Source organism: Nonomuraea sp. NPDC049725 (genome assembly GCF_040674795.1).
In the GTDB taxonomy this organism is placed as follows: Bacteria; Actinomycetota; Actinomycetes; order Streptosporangiales; family Streptosporangiaceae; genus Nonomuraea; species Nonomuraea ceibae.
In genome coordinates, this window is sequence record NZ_JBFANJ010000017.1 from 156,066 (window position 1) to 177,371 (window position 21,306).

The following is a 21,306-nucleotide window of genomic DNA, read 5'->3' on the forward strand; positions in this document are numbered from 1 at the left end:
GACGGTTCTGGATGTCCTCCTAAAGGAGGAGGCCGTCCTGGAACACCTGGTGAACAAGGGGAACACCGGGCCGGTAAGCCAGATGAACGTAGGAGGGCGCGTCGAGGATGACGAGGTCGGCACGCGCGCCGGGACCCAGCCAGCCTACGTCCGTCCGCCGCAGCGCGCGCGCCCCGCCCACCGTCGCGGCCCGCACCGCCTCCAGCGGCGTCATCCCCATCTCCCGCACCGCCAGCGCCACGCAGAACGGCATCGACGAGGTGAACGACGAGCCCGGGTTGCAGTCGGTCGCCAGCGCCACCGTCACCCCCGCGTCGATCAGCCGCCTGGCGTCCGGGTACGGCGAGCGCGTGGAGAACTCCGCCCCCGGCAGCAGCGTCGCCACCGTCTCCGAGGCGGCGAGCGCGTCGACGTCGGCGGCGCTCAGATGTGTGCAGTGGTCGGCCGAGGCCGCGCCCAGCTCGCACGCCAGCCGCACCCCCGGCCCCTCGCCGAGCTGGTTGGCGTGCACCCTGGCCTGCAGCCCGGCCTTCAGTCCGGCCTTGAGGATCTCCGCCGACTGCTCGCCGTCGAAGGCGCCGCGCTCGCAGAAGACGTCCACCCACTTCGCGTACGGGGCGCAGGCCGCCAGCATGTCGCCCGTGACCAGCCGGACGTAGTCGTCGGCGTCCACGCCCGCCGGCACCACGTGCGCGCCGAGGAACGTGGTCTCGTCGGTCAGCGACGTGGCGATCTCCAGCGAGCGCCGCTCGTCCTCCACGGACAGGCCGTAACCGCTCTTGATCTCCACGGTCGTCGTGCCCTGCGCCAGCATCTCGGCGACCAGCGCGGCGGCCCGCGTGGCCAGCTCCGCGTCGCCCGCCGCCCGGGTGGCCTCGACCGTCGTCCTGATGCCGCCGCCCGTGTAGCGCTCCCCCGACATGCGGGCCCGGAACTCGGCGGTGCGGTCGCCCGCGAACACCAGATGCGCGTGACTGTCCACGAACCCCGGGATCACCGCCCTGCCCCCGGCGTCCACCCGCCGGTCCGCCGCCGGGGCCCGCCCCGCCGGTCCCGCCCAGGCGACCAGGCCGTCCTCCAGCACGAGCGCCGCCCCGGCGACCTCCTCCCGCTCCGGATCCCCCGTGTAGAGCAACCCGATCCCGTCGATCACCGTCGTCGTCATCGCACCCGTCCCGCCCTCGTCGCCGTCATCGTCACCGTCATGCCGTCATGCCGTCATGCCGTCATGCCGTCATCGCCGTCCCGCGCGGGTCGTCCCGCGCGGTCATCTCACGCGGCCGATCGCGTCGGCCAGCATCGCGCCGACGTCCCCCAGCTCGTGGCGGCCGTCGGACACCACCCGGCGGCCCCCGGAGATCACCGAGCGCACGTCCGCCGCCGTCGCCGCGAACACCACCGCCTCCAGCCCGCCCGCACCCGCCGTACGCACCGAGTCCAGGCCCACCGTCACCAGATCCGCCCACGCCCCCGGCACCAGCAGCCCCGCCTCCGGGAACCCCAGCGACGCGTGCCCCGCCGCCGTCGCCGCGCCCAGCAGCTCGGCGGCGCTCCAATGGCCGCGCCGCTCCGTCGCCAGCCGCTCGTCCAGCTCGACCGCCCGCGCCTCCTCGAACAGGTCCACGACCGCGTGACTGTCGGACCCCAGCGTCACCGGCGCCCCCCGGTCGTACACCCTCCTCGCCGGCCCGATCCCGTCGGCCAGATCCCGCTCCGTCGTCGGGCACATGCACACGTACGTCCCCGACTGCCCGAGCAGCTCCACGTCCACCTCCGACAGATGCGTGGCGTGCACCGCCGTCGAACGCGGGCCCAGCGCCCCCTGCTCGTGCAGCACCTGCACGGGAGTCGCCGCGTACGTCTCCACGCAGGCGGCGTTCTCCGCCCGCTGCTCCGACACGTGCGCGTGCAGCGGAGCGGCATGCCGGTGCGAGAACTCCACCACCACCGGCATCTGCTCCGGCGGCACCGCCCGCACCGAATGGATCGCCGCGCCGATCTCCACGTCCGGCCGGCCCTCGTACGCCGCGGCCAGCTCCTCCGCCCGCACCGCCCACCCGTCAGCGTCACCGTCACCGAACCGCAACTGCGCCCCCGCCAGCGCCCGCCCCGGCCCGCCCGCCACATAACAGGCGTCGATCAGCGCGATCCGCAGCCCCGCCTCCCGCGCCGCCTGCACCAGCGCGTGCCCCATCGTGTTCGGATCGATGTACGGCGTGCCGCCCGGACCGTGATGCAGGTAGTGGAACTCCCCCACACTCGTGATCCCCGCCAGCGCCATCTCGGCGTAGACCGCCCGGGCCAGCGCCAGATACGCGTCCGGATCCAGCCGCGCGGCCACCTCGTACATCTGGTCGCGCCACGTCCAGAAATCCCCCTTGCCGCCCTGCGTCACACCCCGCAACGCCCGATGGAAGGCGTGCGAATGCGCGTTGGCCAGGCCCGGGATCGTCAACCCCGGCAGCCGGTGCGCGCCCCCGGGCTCGCCCCGGCGCACCCCGACGATCCGGGCGCCCTCCACCTCGACCAGCACCCCGGCCGCCACGCCGTCGGGCAGCCAGGCCTGCTCACACCAGTAGGTCAGCGGCACAGCTCCTCCAGCACGTTCGCGAGTGCGGCGACTCCCGCCTCGCAGTCTGCCTGCTCGGCATGCTCATCCGGGGCATGGGACACGCCGGTGGGGTTGCGCACGAACAACATCGCGCTCGGCACCCCGGCCGCCGCCAGGATCCCCGCGTCATGCCCGGCGCCGGTCGCCAGCACCGGCACCTCACCTCCCACTGCCCGCCCCACCCGCTCCCGCAACCCCACATCGAACCCGACCAGCGGCGTCCAGGACTCCTCCCGCACCACCACCCCACCCCGCAAGCCCGACCCCTCACCCGGAGCCAAACCGCCCTCCTCGGAGCCCCGACGCTTCACCGAACCCACGTAACCCCCCTGAGACCCCACACCGCCGTACGGGGCTGCGGCCTCCCCCGAGGAGGAGCCAGCCACCGGACCCACCCCACCCTGAGAGGCCGCACCCCCCTGCGAGGCCGCGCCCTCGGGGGAAGCCGCGCCGCCGTACGGGGCCGGGGCCTCCCCCGGGGCGGAGTTGCCCGCCGGGGGCGCGGTCGTTGGGGTGGGCGGGCCGGCCTCCCCCACGGCCGGCGGTCCGTACCCGTCCCCTTGGGGCGTCGCACCCTCCGGATGGGGGGCGGCCGGCGGGGGCTGGTGGCTGGGGGAGCCGGCTGGGGTGCGGGGTTCGGGGGGTTGGGGGGCGGCGGGGTGATCGGGCGGGGCGGTGAGGTGGTGGAGGTCGGCCACGAGGGCGCGGACGTCGGCCTCGGCGGGCCCGCGGGCGTCGAGCCAGGCGGACACGAGCCCCGGGACGGCGTTGGCGTTGTTGGGGGAGACGAGCACCTTGCCCACGGTGGCGACGACGCCGCGGCGGGCGGCGTGCTCGCGGGCGGCGAGGACGAGGCGGGCCAGCGCGAGCATGGGGTCGTGCCGGTCGGCGAGCCGGGTGGTGCCGGCGTGGTTGGCCTGGCCGCGCAGGTCGAAGCGCCACCGTCCGTGGGGCCAGATGCCGCTGGCGACGCCGACGGGCCGGCCGTGTTCGACGAGTCCTTTGCCCTGTTCGACGTGGAGTTCGACGAAGACGCCGATGGCGCGCAGGGTCTCGGGGTCGGGGCCGAGGGCGCGGGGGTCGCGTCCGAGGCGGGTGAGGACGTCGGCGAGGGTGTCGCCGTGGTCGTCGGTGAGCCCGAGCGCCCGTTCGGGGGTGAGCGCGCCGGTGAGGAGCCGGGATCCGACGCAGGGGACGCCGAATCGGGCGCCTTCCTCGTCGGTGAAGCAGACGACGCCGAGGGGCCGGCGGGGCTGGAAGCCGCGGCGGCGCAGCAGGTCGATGGCGGCGAAGGCGGACACGACGCCGAGCGGCCCGTCGTAGGCGCCGCCCTGGCGGACGGAGTCGAGGTGGCTGCCGGTGACGACGCCGGGCTCGCGGGCGGGGTCGCCCCACCAGGCCCACAGGTTGCCGTTGCGGTCTTCGCGCAGGTCGAGCCCGCGGCGCGTGGCCTCGCCGGCGAACCATTCGCGCAGTTCCTGGTCGGCGTGCGACCAGGCGTCCCGTACGTAGCCTCCGGTGGCGGGGTCGCGGCCCACGCGCGCGAGATCTTCAAGCATGGACCCACTGTAGTGAATGGATCCATTCAGGCGGTCAGGTGAGGGGTCCCGCGCTCGGCCGGAGGGTGAGTTCGGTGAGGTGCGCGTCGGGCCCGGCGGTGCAGGCGGCGTGGATGGCGCGGGCGACGCTCTGCGCGGTGAGGTACTTCTCGGGCTCGTACGCCCCGTGTTCCTGCTCGCGTACGCCGCGCTGCATGTCGGTGTCGATGCGCCCGGGGTAGACGGTGGTGACGCGCAGCTCGGGCTCTTCGAGGCGGAGCGCGTCGGCGAACGAGCGCAGCGCGAACTTGCTGGCCGAGTAGGCGGCCCAGCCGGGGTTGGCGCGCTGGCCGGCGCCGGAGTTGACGCAGACCACGTGGCCTCGGGCGCGGCGCAGGGCGGGCAGGAGGAGCCGGGTGAGCTCGGCGACCGCGAACAGGTTGAGCTCCATGGTCTCGCGCCACACGGAGGCGGGCAGGTCGCCGATGCGGCCGAGCCGGGTGAGGCCGGCGCTGTGGACGAGCACGTCGAGCCGGTCGATCCCGGCGACGTCGGCCTCGGTGACGGAGGTCAGCTCGACCGGCCAGGCCCGCGCGCCGGGCAGCTCGGCGGCCAGCGCCGAGAGCGCGTCGCGGTCGCGGCCGCCGAGGATGATGTGGTGGGTCGGGGCGAAGGCCCGGGCCACGGCCGCGCCCACCCCGCGTGAGGCCCCGGTGACCAGGGCCGTCGGTCGTTCGCTCATGACGGGAAGCCTCTCACGCTTGACAGGCACTCAAATTTGAATACAAACTTGAATGTGTCCACAGCATCCACGACCCGCATCCTCATCCTCGGCACCCTCCTCGACGGCCCGCTCAACGGCTATCAGGTGCGCAGGCACCTGGAGACGTGGGGCACCGACACCTGGGCCAACGTCAAGTTCGGCTCGATCTACCACGGTCTCGGCAAGATGGCCGACGAGGGCCTGCTGGAGGTGGTCGAGGGCGGCAAGGGCGGTTCCACGGTCTATCAGCTGACGGAGGACGGCCGGTTCGAGTTCCACCGGCTGCTGATGCAGACCTGGCACGAGCTCCAGCCGATCGTCGACCCGTTCCAGGTGGCGGTCACCTATCTCGACCGGCTCGAGAAGTCCCAGATCCTGGCCGCCATGGAGAACAGGATCGAGCAGCTCAAGCTGGGCATCGCGACGACCGAGCGGGCGCTGGGCGCCAAGCAGCGTTACGGCGCCCCCCGCCACATCGACGAGAACCTCAAGCTCAACATCGGCACGCTGCGCGCGCAGCTCGAATGGTGCCAGCAGGCGATGCGGAAGGTGGAAGACGACGAGCTTCCCTAGGGAGAAGCATGATCATTCAGGCACATGGGTTAAAGAAGACCTTCACCACCAAGAGCCGCAAAGGCCCCCAGACGGTCGAGGCCGTCCGGGGCGTGGACCTGGAGGTGAAGGCCGGCGAGATCTACGGCGTGCTCGGCCCCAACGGCGCCGGCAAGACCACGACGATCCGGATGCTCGCCACGCTGATCAGGCCCGACGCGGGCACCGCCACGATCACCGGCCACGACCTGCTCAGTGAGCCGGCGATGGTCCGGCGCAACCTCGGCTACGTGAGCCAGAACGGCGGCGTCGAGGAGCAGAACACCGCGCGGACCCAGATCGTCTTCGCGGCCAGGCTGTACGGGGTGCCGCAGCCGGAGAAGGCCACCGCCGCGGTGCTGGAGCGGTTCGGCCTGGCGGAGATCGCCGACCGGCCGGGCCGTACCCTCTCCGGAGGCCAGAAGCGGCGCGTGTCGATCGCCCTCGGCCTGGTCCACACGCCGCCGCTGCTGTTCCTGGACGAGCCGACCACCGGCCTCGACCCGCAGAACCGCGCCAACCTGTGGGACCGCATCAGGGAGCTGCGCGACGGCGGCACCAGCGTGCTGCTCAGCACCCACTACCTGGAGGAGGCCGACGCGCTCTGCGACCGGCTGGCGATCGTCGACCACGGCGTGGTCGTCGCCGACGGCACCCCGGCGGAGCTGAAGCGCGAGGTGTCCGGCGACGTGGTGACGCTCAGGCTGGCCGAGCCGGAGCGGGCGGCCGGCACGCTGGCGCCGCTGGCCAAGGACACCCGCGTGGACGACGACGTGCTGCGCGTGTACGTGGACGACGGCGAGCACACGCTGCCGGTGCTGCTGCGCACGCTGGAGGAGCAGCGGCTGGGCATCACGTCCGTCTCGCTCGACCGGGCGACGCTCGACGACGTCTTCCTGGCCAAGACGGGCCGGTCCCTGCGTGACACGGGGGTGGCCGCGTGATCAGGGACACCGCGCTCTTCCTGGGCCACGAGATGCGCGGCACGCTGCGCAACCCGATCTGGCCGCTGTTCGGCATCATGCAGCCGGTGATGTACCTGCTGCTGTTCGGCCCGCTGTACGCGGGCATGGGAGCCGGGGGCGACGTCGGCCGGGCGCTGACCTCGTTCGCGCCGGGCATGCTGGTCATCACGGCGCTGTTCGGCTCGATGAGCGTCGCGTACGGGACGATCTACGAGATGCGCAGCGGCGTGCTGGAGCGGATCGCGGTCACGCCGACGTGGCGGCCGGCGATCGTGCTCGGCCGGATGCTGCGCGACGTGGCCGTGCTGATGGCGCAGTCGCTCGTGGTGATCCTCATCGCGGCGCTCATGGGCCTGCGCATCGGCGTGGCCGGGCTGCTGCTCATGCTGCTGCTGCTCGGCGTCACGGGGCTGTTCTCCTCCGGCGTGGCGTACGGGCTGGCGTTCGGGCTGAAGGACGAGAACGCGATGGGGCAGATCATGCAGTTCTTCGCGCTGCCGCTGATGCTGCTGTCGGGCGCGCTGCTGCCGATGGCGCTGGGCCCCGACTGGCTGGAGCGGGTCGCCTGGTTCACGCCCTTCTACCATCCGGTCGAGGCCGGCCGGGCGCTGTTCGCCGGTGACCTGACGGACCTGTCGATCCCGCTGGCGTTCGCCGTGATGCTGGGCCTGGCGGCGCTGACCGTCACCTGGTCGGTGCGCTCGCTACGACGGATCGCCGGTTAGGAACGTGCCGGTCTCGTCCGTCATCCGCTCGTACTCCTCCAGCCGCGCCTGGGTGCGCAGCGGCGCGGCGTCGGCCATGGCCTCCACCAGGGCCATCGCCAGGGCGAGCGGGGCGGCGTGCGAGTCGAACACGAGCCGGTCGCCGACGGGCGCGTCGAGCACCACCTCGGCGGGGAAGTCGGCCCGGTCGCAGATCGCCGCCACCCGGTAGCCGAGCTTCCCGGCGTACTCCAGCGCCTGCATGACCTCGGCCGGGTAGCGCGGCAGCACGACGGCCACCAGCCATTCGGCACCGGCCCGGCGCGCCGCGTGCAGCCCGTCGGCCAGCTCGGACCCGCCGTGGGTGAGCAGCCGGACGTCAGGGTGGATGCGCCGGGTGTAGTAGGCGAACGTGGTGGCGAGCCCCGCCGAGACCCGCAGCCCGAGCACGGGCAGCGGCTCGGCGGCGGCCAGCGACGCGCCGAGCTCCTTGAGCGGCAGGCTGCCGAGCCGGTCGCGGACCAGCGACAGGTTGCGGATCTCCCGGTCGATGGCCCCTTTGATCAGGCTCTCCTGCGGCCGTTCGGCGGGGGCGCCGAGCACCAGCGGGCGCAGCGCCTGCCGCAGCTCCGGGTAGCCGGCGAACCCCAGCACCATCGCGAACCTCGTCACCGACGGCTGGCTCACGCCCGACCGTTCGGCCAGCTCGACGCTGGACAGGAAGATCGCCTCTTCGAGGTGCTCCGACAGGTAGTGGGCGATCCTGCGCTGCACCGGTGACAGCCTCCGGCCGTCGAGCAGCCCGTCCAGCCCGCCGTGGTATGCGCCCGTCACGCCTCCTCCAACACCGCGGCCACGGCAATCTCATCCCGTAACGGGAAACTCACTTTCCCGCTTCGGGACGCTCGCGCATGGGGATGCGGACGCCCCGCTCGTCGGCCACCGCGGCCGCCTCCTCGTAACCGGCGTCGACGTGACGCATGACGCCGGTGCCGGGGTCGTTGGTGAGGACGCGGTTGAGCTTCTCCCGCGCGAGCGCGGTGCCGTCGGCGACGGTGACCTGCCCGGCGTGGATGGAGCGGCCGATGCCGACGCCGCCGCCGTGGTGGATGGACACCCAGGAGGCGCCCGACGCGGTGTTGAGCATGGCGTTGAGCAGCGGCCAGTCGGCGATCGCGTCGGAGCCGTCGGCCATCGCCTCGGTCTCGCGGTACGGGGAGGCGACCGAGCCGCTGTCGAGGTGGTCGCGCCCGATCACGACGGGCGCGCTGAGCTCGCCGGTGGCGACCATGTCGTTGAACCGCTCGCCGGCCCGGTCGCGCTCGCCGTAGCCGAGCCAGCAGATGCGCGCGGGCAGCCCCTGGAAGTGGACCTTCTCCCCCGCCTTCCTGATCCACCGGGCCAGCGGCTCGTTCTCGGGGAACAGCTCCAGGATGGCGCGGTCGGTGGCGGCGATGTCGGCCGGGTCGCCGCTCAGCGCCGCCCACCGGAACGGGCCCTTGCCCTCGCAGAACAGCGGCCTGATGTACGCGGGCACGAACCCGGGGAAGTCGAAGGCCCGCTCGTAGCCGGCCAGCTTGGCCTCGCCCCTGATGGAGTTGCCGTAGTCGAACACCTCGGCCCCGGCGTCCTGGAAGCCGACCATGGCCTCGACGTGCCGGGCCATCGACTCGCGGGCCCGGCCGGTGAAGCCCGCCGGATCCTTGTCGCGCTCGCCGGCCATGTCCTCGAACGCCACGCCGGACGGGAGGTACATCAGCGGGTCGTGGGCGGAGGTCTGGTCGGTCACGATGTCGATCTCGGCGCCCCTGGCCAGCAGGTCGGGCAGGGCGTCGGCGGCGTTGGCGACCACGCCGATCGACAGCGGGCGGCGCGCGTCGCGGGCCTCGTACGCCAGCTCCAGCGCCTCGTCGAGGGAGCCGGCGCGGACGTCGAGGTAGCGGTGCTCGATGCGGCGCTCGACCGAGCGCGGGTCGCAGTCGACGCAGATGGCCACGCCGCCGTTCATGGTGACGGCCAGCGGCTGGGCGCCGCCCATGCCGCCGAGCCCGGCCGTCAGCGTGATCGTGCCGGCCAGCGAGCCGCCGAACCGCTTGGCCGCGACGGCCGCGAACGTCTCGTAGGTGCCCTGGAGGATGCCCTGGGTGCCGATGTAGATCCAGGAGCCTGCCGTCATCTGCCCGTACATGGTCAGCCCGGCCGCCTCCAGCCGCCGGAACTCCTCCCAGTTGGCCCAGTCGGGCACCAGGTTGGAGTTGGCGATGAGGACGCGGGGCGCCCATTCGTGGGTGCGGAAGACGCCGACCGGGCGGCCGGACTGCACGAGCAGCGTCTCGTCGCCCTCCAGCGTGGTGAGGGTCCTGACCAGCGCGTCGAACGAGGGCCAGTCACGCGCCGCCCGCCCCGAGCCGCCGTAGACGACCAGCTCCTCCGGATGCTCGGCGACCTCGGGGTCCAGGTTGTTCTGGAGCATGCGGAGGGCGGCCTCCTGCGGCCAGCCCTTGGCGGTGAGCGTGGCGCCTCGCGGCGCGCGGACGGTGCGGCCCATGGTGACCCTCCTGAATGAACACATTCACCTTTGTCACCCGAAGAGTACAACGGCTCAGGTCACGAGGAACTGGGTGGCCGCGAGCTCCCGGTAGAGGCCGTCCTGTCCGACCAGCTCGTCGTGGGTGCCGACCGCGCGGACGCCGCCGCCCTCCATGACCACGATCCGGTCGGCGTTCGTCACGGTGGACAGCCGGTGCGCGATGACGAGCACGGTCGTCTCGGTCGCCACCTCGGCGATGACCTCGCGCAGCCGCAGCTCGTTGACCGCGTCGAGCTGGGAGGTGGCCTCGTCGAGCAGCAGCAGCCGGGGCTTGCGCAGCAGCGCGCGGGCGATCGCGACCCGCTGCCGCTCGCCGCCGGACAGCAGCACGCCGCGGTGGCCGACGGCGGTGTCGAGCCCGTCGGGCAGCCGGGCCACCAGGTCGTCGAGCCGGGTGCGTGCGACGGCGCGGAGCAGCTCCTCCTCGGTCGCGTCGGTGGCGGCGAACAGCAGGTTCTCGCGCAGCGTGCCGGCCAGCACGGGGGCGTCCTGCTCGACGTAGCCGAGCGCGGCCCGCAGCTCGGCCAGCGGCCAGTCGCGGATCTCCCGGCCGTCCAGCGTGATCGTCCCGCCCTGGTGCTCGTAGAAGCGTTCGAGCAGGGCGAACACGGTGGACTTGCCCGCGCCGGACGGGCCGACGAGCGCGGTGAGGCCGCCGGGCGGCACCTCGAACGTGACGCCGTCGTGCACGACCGGCCGGTCCTCGCCGTACGAGAAGACGACGTCGTCGAAGCGGACGCCGAGCGGGCGCGCGTCGCTCGCCGGGACGGCGCCGACGGGCTCGCCGGGCAGGTCCTCGATCTCGCGGATGCGCTTCATCGCGGCCAGGCCCTGCTGGAGCTGGACGGCGCCCTCGACGAGCTGGCCGATCGGCGCCACCAGGTAGAACAGGTAGAGCAGGAACGCGATCAGCGAGGAGACCTCCAGCGTGCCCGCGGCGACGCGGGCGCCGCCGACGGCGAGCACGGCCAGGAAGGCGATCTGCACGGCCATCCAGGTGGCGACCCCGGCGAGCGAGGTCCAGCCCGCGACCTGGAGACCGCGATCACGGGCGCGTTCGGCGGCCTCGGCGACGACGCCGATCTCCCGCTCCTCGGCGCCGCTGGCCTTGACCGTGCGGTAGGACTGCAGCGCCCGGTCGAGGACCGCGCCCATCTCGCCCACGGCCTCCTGCGCGTCCTTCTGGGCCCGCTGGATCTTCGGCATGACCAGCCCGGTCAGCCCGCCGATCACCACGATCACGAGCAGCGTGACCAGCAGCAGCACGCCGTCCATCGTGGCCATCATGACGACGGCGCCGACCAGCATGAACACCGAGCTGACCGAGTCGACCACGCCGTTGGTCAGCACCGCGCGCAGCAGCGTCGTGTCGCCGGTCACCCGCGACAGCAGGTCGCCGGGCTTGAGCCGGTCGACGTCGGCGACCCGCAGGCGCAGCATCCGGTCGACCAGCCTGCGCCGGGCGCCCAGCACGATGCCCTCGCCGGTGCGCTCCATCAGATAACTGCCACCGGCCGACACGACGGCTCCGACCAGCACCGCGACGGTCAGCCCGATGAGCGGCCCGGCCATGGAGGCGTTCTCGCCGAACGCGTCGACCACGTACTTGGCCAGCAGCGGCATCGCGAGGCCCGCCGCCGAGCCGATCAGGCCCAGCACCCCGCCCACGACCAGGATGCCCCTGTGCGGTCGCAGGTAAGCGAGCAACTCCTTGATCACGCGATCTCCTCTCGCGACATATCCCGAAAAACCCCAACGAACGACGGAGCGGAATCCGCACCGGTCAACCTAAATTGACGACCAAAGTATGTCAACTTTGATTGACGCCTCCTCCCTGAGGAGGAGAACACCCCACGGGAACGCACGCGCCCGGAACCGAGGAGAGGCGGGGACGGAGGCAGGGCAGAGGGCGGGGCCGCGGAGAGGCGGGGGCGGGGGGCGGAGCCGAGGAGGGGCGGGACGGTGATCTAGTCGAGGTCGGGGGTGTCGGGCCAGTCGTGGTCGGCGTCCCCGTCGTCGGCGCGCCGCAGCTTGACGTCCTCCACCCAGGCCGCGGCGAACCGCCGGACGGCCGGCCCGTCACCGTGTGGCGCGTACTCGTCGTCGGGGATGAACTCGGCGTACTCCAGCCGCATGATCAGCTCGTCCAGGCCGAACGCGGCGTCGTGCGCCCGCGCGTGCGCCTCGAGCTCGCGGAAGCTCCAGCGCCCGGCGAGCGCGGCCACGGCGGCCAGGTCTTCGGCGAGCCCCCGGTCGTGCAGCGCCAGCACCAGGGGCCCCACGCCGCCGGGGGTCACGGGAGGCGGCGGGCGCGGCGGGTGGACGGGAGGTCGTGGCGGCCCGAGAGGAACTCCTGGAAGGCGATCTTGGCCCGGATGACGGGACGCCGCCAGCGCTCCTCGCGCCGGATCGCCTTGGCGAGCTTGCGCGGCGAGCGCCCGGCGAAGAACCAGTGCGCCCACGGCGAGCCGGGCCGGGCCAGCCGGACGACGCCGACCGCGAGCAGGATGGGCACGAACATGCCCACCATCCCGGTCCAGATCTTGCCCTTGAGCAGGGTGATGACGACCATGGCCAGGTGGGCGGCGATCAGCGGGACGGGGCTGATCGGCAGGGCGTAGTCCCAGACGAGGGGGCGCAGGCCGGTCAGGAGCAGGCCGGTGATCGCGATGGCGATGAAGACCGCGTCGACCGAGGTGCGGCCCTCCTCCTCCCAGTAGACGTCGTGCAGGTGCAGGATGAGCGCGAACTCGTCGAGGACGAGCGCCGAGCCCATGCCGAAGACGGAGGCGGCCACGGCGTAGCCGGTCTGGGAGCCGCCGGAGACGATCAGCCCGGCGACGCCGCCCACCAGCATGAGGATGACGCCGAAGACCACGTGGTGGATGTGCATCTCGCCCACGTTGACGTTGCGGAACCAGCCGATCTTGGCCCGGATGAGCCGGACGTTGATGCGGGTGGCGATGAACGTGACGATGAGCGCGACGAAGAAGCAGAACAGCGGAAGCCGTCCTGTCGCGATGATGCTGTGCTCGAACCAGTTCGCCATGACCTTGAAAGAGACTCTACGAGCTCTCCCCGAGTGGAGTGTCCGTCAGGAGAGGAATGCCCGGAGAAGCGCGGCGGTGCCCTCCAGGTGTTCGGCGACCGCCCGGCGGGCCGCGTCCGGGTCGCCGGCGACGACGGCGGCCACGATGGCGCGGTGCTGCGTGGCGGCGTGGTCGAGGTTGACCTGGAGCATCGGGATGGCGTTGAGCAGGTCGGAGACGCGCAGCCGGGCGTCGGCGCAGGCAGCGGCCAGCAGCGGGGAGCCGGTCAGCTCGGCGATCGACAGGTGGAAGGCGGTGTCGAGGCGCCGGTAGTCCTCCAGCGAGGCCGCGTTCAGGTCGGCCAGGCGGCGTTCCAGCACGGCGCGCCGGTCGGCGGTGAGCGGGGTCCCGGCGAGCACCTGGGCGGCGCCGCACTCGACGGCCATGCGGAAGGTGAGCGCGTCGGTCAGGTCGGCGGTGCCCATGTCGGCGACGACGCGGCGCAGGTCGCCGTCGGCGGGCCGGGGCGGCACGTAGGTGACGAACGCCCCGCCGTAACGGCCGCGCCGCACGTCGAGGTAGCCGGCCTCCTGGAGGGCGCGGATGGCCTCGCGCAGCGTGACGCGGCTGATGCCGAGCCGGACCGCCAGCTCGCGCTCGGGCGGCAGTTTCTCGCCCGGGGCGACCACGCCGAGTTTGATCGCCTGCAGGAGCCGTTCCACGGTTTCCTCGAAGGCGTTGCCGGCCCGCACCGGGCGCAGCACCGTCATCAAACGCGCCGACTCGTCCAACATGTCCTCAGGTCTTGACAGATGATCCCGCTATACACATCAATGGTCTGAGACTAGCCCAATCAACGGGAAAGCGGGATGGGCGTGAACGAGCGGGCCGGGTTCCTCGCCGTTGGCGAGCTGCGGGACGAGGTGGCCGCGGGGCGGATCGACACGGTCCTGCTCGCCGTCGCCGACATGCAGGGCAGGCTCCAGGGCAAGCGGCTGTCGGCCCGCTACTTCCTGGACGAGGTGCTCCACCACGGCTCCGAGGGCTGCAACTACCTGCTCGCCGTGGACGTCGACATGAACACCGTCGCCGGCTACGCGATGTCGTCCTGGGAGCGCGGCTACGGCGACTTCGTGATGAAGCCCGACCTGTCGACGCTCAGGCGGGTCCCCTGGCAGGAGGGCACCGCCATGCTGATGGCGGACCTGGCCTGGGAGGGCGGCGCCGACGTGACGGCCTCGCCGCGCCAGATCCTGCGCGCACAGCTCGCCCGCCTGGCCGAGCGCGGCCTGTGCGCCCAGGTGGGCACCGAGCTGGAGTTCGTCGTCTACGACGACACCTACGAGGACGCGTGGCGGCGCGCCTACCGCGACCTGACGCCCGCCAACCTCTACAACATCGACTACTCCCTGCTCGGCACCGCCCGCGTGGAGCCGCTGCTGCGCCGGATCAGGCTCGGCATGGAGGGCGCCGGCCTGTACGTCGAGTCGGCCAAGGGCGAGTGCAACCTGGGCCAGCACGAGATCGCCTTCCGCTACGCCGAGGCGCTCGTCACCTGCGACAACCACGCCATCTACAAGAACGGCGCCAAGGAGATCGCCGCCCAGGAGGGCAAGGCGATCACGTTCATGGCCAAGCCGAACCAGCGCGAGGGCAACTCCTGCCACATCCACCTGTCGCTGCGCGGCCTCGACGGCGAGCTCGTCATGGCGGGCGCGGGCCCGCACGGGCTGTCGCAGCTCGGCCGCGCGTTCGTCGCCGGTCAGCTCGCCTGCCTGCGCGAGCTCACCCTCATGTACGCGCCCAACGTCAACTCCTACAAGCGCTTCGTGCCCGGCAGCTTCGCGCCCACGGCCGTCAAGTGGGGCGTGGACAACCGGACCTGCGCGCTGCGCCTGGTGGGCCACGGGCCGTCGCTGCGGATCGAGAACCGGGTGCCGGGCGGCGACGTGAACCCGTACCTGGCGGTGGCGGCGATGGTGGCGGCGGGGCTGCACGGGATCGACGGCGGGCTGGAGCTGGAGGAGGCGTTCGAGGGCAACGCCTACGCCTCCGGCGCGCAGACGGTGCCCGCCACGCTGCGGGACGCGCTGGCGCTGTTCGAGGGGTCCAAGCCGGCCAGGGAGGCGTTCGGCGAGGACGTGGTGGCGCACTACGCGAACAACGCCCGGGTGGAGCTGGCCGCCTTCGACGCGGCGGTGACCGATTGGGAGCTGTTCCGAGGTTTCGAGCGGATGTGAGCATGCGGATCATCAATCCGGCGACCGAAGAGGTCGTCGCCGAGGTCGAGTTCGCCGGGGCCGCCGAGGTGGACCTGGCCGTGGAGCGTGCCAGGAAGGCGCAGGCGGCCTGGCGTGAGGTCGCGCCGGGAGACCGGGCGCGGCTGCTGCGCGCGTTCGCGGACGTGGTGGACGCGCACGCCGAGGAGCTGGCGCTGCTGGAGGTGGCCAACTCCGGCCACCCGATCGGCAACGCCCGCTGGGAGGCGGGGGCCGTCCGCGACGTGCTGCACTTCTACGCCGCCGCGCCGGAGCGCAACCACGGCAAGCAGATCCCGGTGGCGGGCGGCGTGGACGTGACGTTCCAGGAGCCGCTGGGCGTGGTGGGCGTGATCGTGCCGTGGAACTTCCCGATGCTGATCATGAGCTGGGGCGTCGCCCCGGCGCTGGCGGCGGGCAACACGGTGATCGTCAAGCCGGCCGAGTGGACGCCGCTGACGGCGCTGCGGCTGGCCGAGCTGGCGCTGGCGGCGGGGCTGCCCGAGGGCGTGCTCCAGGTGCTGCCGGGGGCGGGCGAGGTCGCGGGCGCCCGGCTGGTCGAGCACCCGGACGTGGCCAAGATCGTGTTCACCGGCTCGACCGAGGTGGGCAAGGAGATCGCCGCCAAGGCGGCGCGCCATGTCAAGCGCCTCACGCTGGAGCTGGGCGGCAAATCCGCGAACATCATCTTCGCCGACGCCGACGTGGAGAAGGCCGCCGCCGCCGCGCCGTACGCCGTCTTCGACAACTCCGGCCAGGACTGCTGCGCCCGCTCCCGCGTCCTGGTCCAGGCCGAGGTGTACGACGAGTTCCTGGAGCGCCTGTCCCGGGCCGTGCTCGCCGTGCGCGTGGGCGACCCGCTCGACCCGGCCACCGAGATGGGCCCGCTCATCAGCGCCGAGCACCTGGCCAGGGTCAGCGGCTTCGTCGAGGCCGAGCCGTACCTTCAGGGCTCCTGCCCGCAGGGCAAGGGCTTCTGGTTCCCGCCGACGGTGCTGACGCCGGCGGTGACGGACCGGGCGTTCACCGAGGAGATCTTCGGCCCGGTGGTGTCGGTCGTCCCGTTCGCCGACGAGGCCGAGGCGGTGCGCGTCGCCAACGACACCCGCTACGGCCTGAGCGGCTCCATCTGGACCCGCGACGTCGGCCGGGCGCTGCGCGTGGCCAGGGCGGTCGAGGCGGGCACACTGTCGGTGAACTCCAACTCGTCCGTACGCCACTGGACCCCGTTCGGCGGCTTCAAGCAGTCGGGGCTGGGCCGCGAGCTGGGCCCCGACGCCCTGACGGCCTTCACCGAGACCAAGAACGTCTTCATATCCACGGAGTAGCGCATGCAGCGTTTGCAGGACCGCGTCGCCGTCATCACCGGGGCGGGCAGCGGCATCGGCCTGGCCACCGCGCGCCGGTTCGCCCAGGAGGGCGCCCGCGTGGTGTGCGCCGACATCGACGAGGAGGCGGGCGTCAAGGCCGCGGCCGAGGTCGGCGGCCTGTTCGTCAAGGCGGACGTGACCAGCGAGGAGGACGTCGAGCGGCTGTTCCGCACGGCGTTCGAGACCTACGGCAGCGTGGACGTCGCGTTCAACAACGCGGGCATCTCGCCGCCGGACGACGACTCCATCCTGGAGACCGGCCTCGACGCCTGGCGCCGGGTCCAGGAGGTCAACCTGACCAGCGTCTACCTGTGCTGCAAGCACGCCCTGGAGTACATGCGCCGCCAGGGCAAGGGCTCGATCATCAACACGGCCTCGTTCGTCGCGGTGATGGGCTCGGCCACCTCGCAGATCTCCTACACCGCCTCCAAGGGCGGGGTGCTGTCGATGTCGCGCGAGCTCGGCGTCCAGTTCGCCCGCGAGGGCATCCGGGTCAACGCGCTGTGCCCGGGGCCGGTCAACACGCCGCTGCTCCAGGAGCTGTTCGCCAAGGACCCGGAGCGCGCCCAGCGCCGCCTGGTGCACGTGCCGATCGGGCGCTTCGCCGAGGCGTCGGAGATCGCGGCCGCGGTGGCCTTCCTGGCCAGCGACGACGCCTCGTTCATCACCGCGTCGCAGTTCCTGGTCGACGGCGGCATCTCCGGCGCGTACGTGACGCCGCTGTGAGCCGTCCGGTCATCGGCGTCACCTGCTACGTCGAGCCCGCGCGCTACACGGTGTGGGAGACGACGGCGGCGCTGCTGCCGTACGCGTACGTGGAGCAGATCGCGCGGGCGGGCGGCCAGCCGGTCGTGCTGCCGCCCGCCGGCGCGCCCGCCGAGCTGGTCACGCGGCTGGACGGGCTGATCGTGGCGGGCGGCGGCGACATCGCCCCGGCGCGCTACGGCGCGCCGCGGGACGAGCGGACAGGATACGTACGGGAGTTCCGCGACGAGGCGGAGTTCGCGCTGCTGTCGGCGGCGCTGGATGCCGGGCTGCCGTTCCTGGGCGTGTGCCGGGGGCTCCAGGTGCTGAACGTGGCGCTCGGCGGCACGCTCCACCAGCATCTGCCGGACGTCGTCGGGCACACCGGCCACTCCCCCGCGCCGGGCGCGTTCGGGTGGTCGCCGGTCCGGCCGGTGGCGGGCAGCCGGGTGGCGAAGGCGCTCGGCGACGGCCCGGTGGACGTGCCGCACTACCACCACCAGGCCGTGGACCGCCTGGCGGCCGGGCTGGCGGTGACGGCCACGGCGGACGACGGCACGGTCGAGGCCGTCGAACTGGACTCCCACCCGTTCGCCGTGGCGGTCCAGTGGCACCCGGAGGCGGCCACGGGATGCGAGCTGTTCGAGGCTCTGGTCGCGGCCTGTCCCTGATTGGGCCTTACTGGAAAGCTTCTTTACTTTTAAGCTCGAAGCGTGGAACTCGAGGTGCGCCACCTCCGGGTGCTGTGCGCGATCGCCGACACCGGCAGCATTTCCCGCGCCGCCGGCGCCCTGGGGATGTCCCAGCCCGCCCTGGCCGCCCAGCTCCAGCGGATCGAACGGCGCCTCGGCGGCACGCTGTTCGAGCGCGGGCCGGACGGCGCGACGCCCACCCCGCTCGGCGCGTGGCTGCTGGTCAGGTCGCGGTCGCTGCTGCCCGCCTTCGAGGAACTGGAACGCGACACCCTGCGCCGCGCCGAGGCCGCCGGGCACGCCCGCATCCGGGTCGGCTGCGCGCCCACCCGGCTGGCGATCTACGTGGCCAAGAGCCTGCGCACGCTGCTCCCCGACGCCGACGTCAGCCTGCGCACCGAGCAGTCGCTGGACCCGCTGCCCGGCCTGCTGGCCGCCGAGCGGATCGAGCTGGCCACGCTGGACGACTACCCGGGGCACGAGCTGTCGCCGCCGCAGGGCGCGGTCTACGCGGTGGTCGCCACCGAGCCGCTGTTCGTGGGCCTGGCACACGACCACCCGCTGGCCGCGCAGGAGGAGGTGGAGCTGGCCGACCTGGCGGACGCCGACTGGGCGCTGCCGCCGCTGATCGAGGCGGGCCCGCGCGAGCACTTCTGGGCCGCCTGCGCCGAGCGCGGCTTCGAGCCCCGCATGTCCTACGGCGTCAACCTCGACGTGGCGCTCGACCTGATCTCCGAGGACCGGTGCGTCGGCCTCTTCCAGGCGACCGCGCCGCCCCGGGGCCGGGTCACGCTGCGCCCGCTGGCCGGGACCCCGCTGCGCTTCCGGCACCTGCTGGGCTGGTCGGCCCGCGGCCCGCTCGCCGCGACCGCGGCCGACCTGGTCCACGCCGTGCGGAAGACGTACTGGGCGGAGTCGGTGCGGGCGCCCGCCTATCGGACCTGGTTGAAGCGCCACGGGCCACTTGATCATGGCCATAGCGTGACGTTATAGGAAAATGTTGGGTACCAGTTTTCGTACTGGCGGTGGCATGGTTTGAGTGACCCCAGCCGGCCGGGGCTCTTCCACTCCACACCCCCGTAGGAGCCAGAGAGTGAACCCCAGACTCAGGTTGGGGGCTGCCGCCACGCTCGCGTTAGCCCTGATCACCAGCACGCTCGCGGGCGCCACCAGCGCCCAGGCGATGCAGGTGGCCGATCCCCCCGGTCCGGACGAACGCCGCAACGCGCTCACCACCGCGACCAGCCTCATGCTCGCCGAGCCGGCGGCGCTCAAGGCGGCGGCGCAGGACGAGTTCACGCTCTCGTCCGCCGTCACCGGCGTGCGCGGCCTGCAGTTCCTCACCTACTCCCGGACCCACCAGGGCCTGCCCGTCTACGGCGGCGACGTCGTCGTGGGCACCGACGAGTCCGGCGCGGTCGTCAACACGGTCACCACCGGCCAGCGCGCCACCATCGACGTGAGCGTCAAGGCCCGCGTCACCGCGGCCGCCGCGGCCGTCGCCGCCAGGAAGCACCTCGGCACCGAGGCGGCCAGCGTCGCCACGCCGAAGCTCGTCGTACACGCCGCCACCGCGACGCCGAAGCTCACCTGGGAGGTCGTCGTCACCGCCGCCGACCGCCCGAGCATCCTCCACGTGTTCGTGGACGCGCGCACCGGCAAGGTCGTCGACTCCTGGGACGAGGTCAGGGCGGGCACCGGCAACGGCCACCACGTCGGCAACGTCTCCATCGACACGACGCCGTCCTACACGATGCGCGACCCGAACCGTCCCGGCGTGCAGTGCGGCGGGCAGAACGGCCAGCCGTTCACCAAGACCACCGACACCTGGGGCAACGGCAGCGGCACCAACATGGAGACCGCCTGCGTGGACGCCCTCTACGGCGCCCAGAAGCAGTGGGACATGATGCGCGAGTGGCTCGGCCGCAACGGCGTCAACGGCTCGGGCGGCGGCTACCCGGCGCGCGTGGGCCTGTCGGCGGTCAACGCCTACTGGTACGGCTCCTACGCCAACTTCGGCCGCAACCAGGCCGGCAGCTCCCAGCTCACCTCCATCGACGTGGTCGCCCACGAGTTCGGGCACGGCGTCTTCCAGTTCTCCGGCGGCGGCGGCGCCGGCAGCGGCAACGAGGCCGGCGGCCTGAACGAGTCGACCGGCGACATCTTCGGCGCCCTGACCGAGGCGTACGCGAACAACGCCAGCGACCCGGCCGACTACCTGGTCGGCGAGAAGGTCAACCTGGCCGGCAACGGCCCGATCCGCAACATGTACAACCCGCAGGCGCTCAACCACCCCAACTGCTACAGCGCCCAGATCCCGAACACCGAGGTGCACGCCGCGGCCGGGCCCCAGAACCACTGGTTCTACCTGGTCGCCGAGGGCACCAACCCGGCGGGCAAGCCCGCCAGCACCCGCTGTGACGGCGGCGGCGCGATCACCGGCATCGGCATCCGCAAGGCCGGCGAGATCTTCATGACCGGCCTCAACGCCAAGACGCAGCCGTGGACGCACGCCAAGGCCCGCGTCGCCACGCTGAACGCCGCAAGGACGCTCTACACCGGCTGCGCCGAGTACAACGTCGTCAAGGCCGCCTGGGACGGCATCAACGTCCGCCCGCAGGCCGGCGAGCAGCCCTGCAACCAGGGCAACGAGTTCTCGATGACGCTGAACCCCGCCTCCGGCAGCACGCAGCCGGGCGGCACGGCCACCACGACCGTCGGCACCACCGTGACCAGCGGCTCCGCGCAGTCGATCACGCTGCGGGCGAGCGGCCTGCCCTCGGGCGTCACCGCCTCCTTCAGCCCGGCCACCATCCAGGCCGGCCAGAGCTCCACGCTCACGCTGACCACCTCCGCCAACAGCCCGCAGGGCGCCCACGCGATCACCGTGACGGCCGACGGCGCCGACGTGGACCGGACCGCGACCTACAACCTGCAGCTCGGCGAGGTCGCCGACGACTTCTCCGTCACCGTGACCCCGTCCTCGGCGTCGGTGCAGCCGGGCAGCTCCGCCACGACCACGCTGGCCACCCAGATCACCTCGGGCGACGCGCAGAGCGTCGCGCTGACGGCGAGCGGCGCGCCCGCCGGCGTCACCGTGACCTTCAGCCCGCAGACGATCAACTCCGGCCAGTCGTCCACGGTCACGGTCGCCACCACGGCGAGCGTCACGCCGGGCACGTACCCGATCACGCTGAACGCCGACGGCGCCAGCGTCGACCGCACGGCCACGTTCACCCTGACGGTGGGCAGTGACCAGGGCGGCGACGCCTGGGCGCCGTGGACCCCGTACGCGGCCGGGGACGTCGTCACCCACCAGGGTTCCAGCTACCGATGCCTCCAGGCGCACACCAGCCTCCCCGGCTGGGAGCCGAACCTGGTGCCTGCTCTCTGGCAGCGGATCTGACCCCTCAAGACCGGGCGGCCACGCCGGGGTGGCCGCCCCCCTTTT

19 protein-coding genes are annotated in these 21,306 nt (G+C 72.8%); 9 read left to right on the forward strand and 10 right to left on the reverse strand.

The features are described 5' to 3' along the window. Nucleotides 1–19 precede the first annotated feature (19 nt). The 4 genes from hutI to AB0J53_RS35565 form a co-directional block, all read right to left on the reverse strand. The gene (gene hutI, locus AB0J53_RS35550) at nucleotides 20–1,165 is read right to left on the reverse strand and encodes an imidazolonepropionase (RefSeq protein WP_364180427.1); all 1,146 of its coding nucleotides are present in this window, start codon (nucleotides 1,163–1,165) and stop codon (nucleotides 20–22) included. 102 nt (nucleotides 1,166–1,267) lie between these two features. Further along, nucleotides 1,268–2,590: a formimidoylglutamate deiminase gene (locus AB0J53_RS35555; RefSeq protein ID WP_364180429.1), complete on the reverse strand. Its 1,323-nt coding sequence runs from the start codon at nucleotides 2,588–2,590 to the stop codon at nucleotides 1,268–1,270. Then, entirely contained in the window at nucleotides 2,581–4,170 is a 1,590-nt protein-coding gene (locus AB0J53_RS35560) for an allantoate amidohydrolase (protein ID WP_364180431.1), read from the reverse strand. Before AB0J53_RS35560 ends, AB0J53_RS35555 begins: the two co-directional genes overlap by 10 nt. 34 nt (nucleotides 4,171–4,204) lie before the next feature. Beyond that, nucleotides 4,205–4,891 carry an SDR family oxidoreductase gene (locus AB0J53_RS35565; protein WP_364180433.1) on the reverse strand — a complete coding sequence of 229 codons (687 nt, stop codon included), beginning with the start codon at nucleotides 4,889–4,891 and terminating at the stop codon, nucleotides 4,205–4,207. A gap of 54 nt (nucleotides 4,892–4,945) precedes the next feature. On the opposite strand from AB0J53_RS35565, the gene AB0J53_RS35570 reads away from it, so the two are divergent. Genes AB0J53_RS35570 through AB0J53_RS35580 form a run of 3 tightly spaced genes read left to right on the forward strand, consistent with a single transcriptional unit; the run spans nucleotide 4,946 to nucleotide 7,193 of the window. Then, nucleotides 4,946–5,485: a PadR family transcriptional regulator gene (locus AB0J53_RS35570; RefSeq protein ID WP_219510418.1), complete on the forward strand. Its 540-nt coding sequence runs from the start codon at nucleotides 4,946–4,948 to the stop codon at nucleotides 5,483–5,485. Nucleotides 5,486–5,493: 8 nt separating this feature from the next. Then, nucleotides 5,494–6,447 carry an ATP-binding cassette domain-containing protein gene (locus AB0J53_RS35575; RefSeq protein ID WP_364180436.1) on the forward strand — a complete coding sequence of 318 codons (954 nt, stop codon included), beginning with the start codon at nucleotides 5,494–5,496 and terminating at the stop codon, nucleotides 6,445–6,447. Next, on the forward strand, nucleotides 6,444–7,193 hold the full coding sequence (locus tag AB0J53_RS35580; protein WP_364180438.1) for an ABC transporter permease: 750 nt from the start codon (nucleotides 6,444–6,446) through the stop codon (nucleotides 7,191–7,193). Before AB0J53_RS35575 ends, AB0J53_RS35580 begins: the two co-directional genes overlap by 4 nt. On the opposite strand, the gene AB0J53_RS35585 is transcribed toward AB0J53_RS35580, so the two are convergent. The 6 genes from AB0J53_RS35585 to AB0J53_RS35610 form a co-directional block, all read right to left on the reverse strand. After that, nucleotides 7,173–8,006 (reverse strand): MurR/RpiR family transcriptional regulator, encoded by an 834-nt coding sequence (locus tag AB0J53_RS35585; protein ID WP_219510415.1) that lies wholly within the window; start codon nucleotides 8,004–8,006, stop codon nucleotides 7,173–7,175. The two genes, AB0J53_RS35580 and AB0J53_RS35585, sit on opposite strands and share 21 nt — an antisense overlap. Before the next feature lie 49 nt (nucleotides 8,007–8,055). Next, entirely contained in the window at nucleotides 8,056–9,720 is a 1,665-nt protein-coding gene (gene hutU, locus AB0J53_RS35590; RefSeq protein ID WP_364180440.1) for a urocanate hydratase, read from the reverse strand. 54 nt (nucleotides 9,721–9,774) lie between these two features. Next, nucleotides 9,775–11,481: an ABC transporter ATP-binding protein gene (locus tag AB0J53_RS35595; protein WP_364180442.1), complete on the reverse strand. Its 1,707-nt coding sequence runs from the start codon at nucleotides 11,479–11,481 to the stop codon at nucleotides 9,775–9,777. A gap of 248 nt (nucleotides 11,482–11,729) precedes the next feature. Further along, nucleotides 11,730–12,044, reverse strand: a complete 315-nt coding sequence (locus AB0J53_RS35600) for a hypothetical protein (RefSeq protein ID WP_364180444.1) — start codon at nucleotides 12,042–12,044, stop codon at nucleotides 11,730–11,732. Nucleotides 12,045–12,055: 11 nt separating this feature from the next. Further along, nucleotides 12,056–12,811 (reverse strand): hypothetical protein, encoded by a 756-nt coding sequence (locus AB0J53_RS35605; protein WP_364180446.1) that lies wholly within the window; start codon nucleotides 12,809–12,811, stop codon nucleotides 12,056–12,058. A gap of 45 nt (nucleotides 12,812–12,856) precedes the next feature. Continuing rightward, nucleotides 12,857–13,585 (reverse strand): FCD domain-containing protein, encoded by a 729-nt coding sequence (locus AB0J53_RS35610; protein ID WP_246646142.1) that lies wholly within the window; start codon nucleotides 13,583–13,585, stop codon nucleotides 12,857–12,859. A gap of 75 nt (nucleotides 13,586–13,660) precedes the next feature. Here AB0J53_RS35610 and AB0J53_RS35615 point away from each other — a divergent pair, with 75 nt between their 5' ends. The 6 genes from AB0J53_RS35615 (at nucleotide 13,661) to AB0J53_RS35640 (ending at nucleotide 21,261) form a co-directional block, all read left to right on the forward strand. Continuing rightward, nucleotides 13,661–15,031: a glutamine synthetase family protein gene (locus AB0J53_RS35615; RefSeq protein ID WP_364180449.1), complete on the forward strand. Its 1,371-nt coding sequence runs from the start codon at nucleotides 13,661–13,663 to the stop codon at nucleotides 15,029–15,031. A 2-nt stretch (nucleotides 15,032–15,033) separates the two neighbouring features. Continuing rightward, nucleotides 15,034–16,377: an aldehyde dehydrogenase family protein gene (locus AB0J53_RS35620; RefSeq protein ID WP_364180451.1), complete on the forward strand. Its 1,344-nt coding sequence runs from the start codon at nucleotides 15,034–15,036 to the stop codon at nucleotides 16,375–16,377. A gap of 3 nt (nucleotides 16,378–16,380) precedes the next feature. After that, nucleotides 16,381–17,145, forward strand: coding sequence for a 3-oxoacyl-ACP reductase (locus AB0J53_RS35625; protein ID WP_219510409.1), 765 nt, complete (start codon nucleotides 16,381–16,383; stop codon nucleotides 17,143–17,145). Further along, the gene (locus AB0J53_RS35630; protein ID WP_364180454.1) at nucleotides 17,142–17,834 is read left to right on the forward strand and encodes a gamma-glutamyl-gamma-aminobutyrate hydrolase family protein; all 693 of its coding nucleotides are present in this window, start codon (nucleotides 17,142–17,144) and stop codon (nucleotides 17,832–17,834) included. Before AB0J53_RS35625 ends, AB0J53_RS35630 begins: the two co-directional genes overlap by 4 nt. A 42-nt stretch (nucleotides 17,835–17,876) precedes the next feature. Beyond that, entirely contained in the window at nucleotides 17,877–18,848 is a 972-nt protein-coding gene (locus AB0J53_RS35635) for a LysR family transcriptional regulator (protein WP_364180456.1), read from the forward strand. 100 nt (nucleotides 18,849–18,948) lie between these two features. Next, nucleotides 18,949–21,261 (forward strand): M4 family metallopeptidase, encoded by a 2,313-nt coding sequence (locus tag AB0J53_RS35640; RefSeq protein ID WP_364180458.1) that lies wholly within the window; start codon nucleotides 18,949–18,951, stop codon nucleotides 21,259–21,261. Nucleotides 21,262–21,306 lie beyond the last annotated feature (45 nt).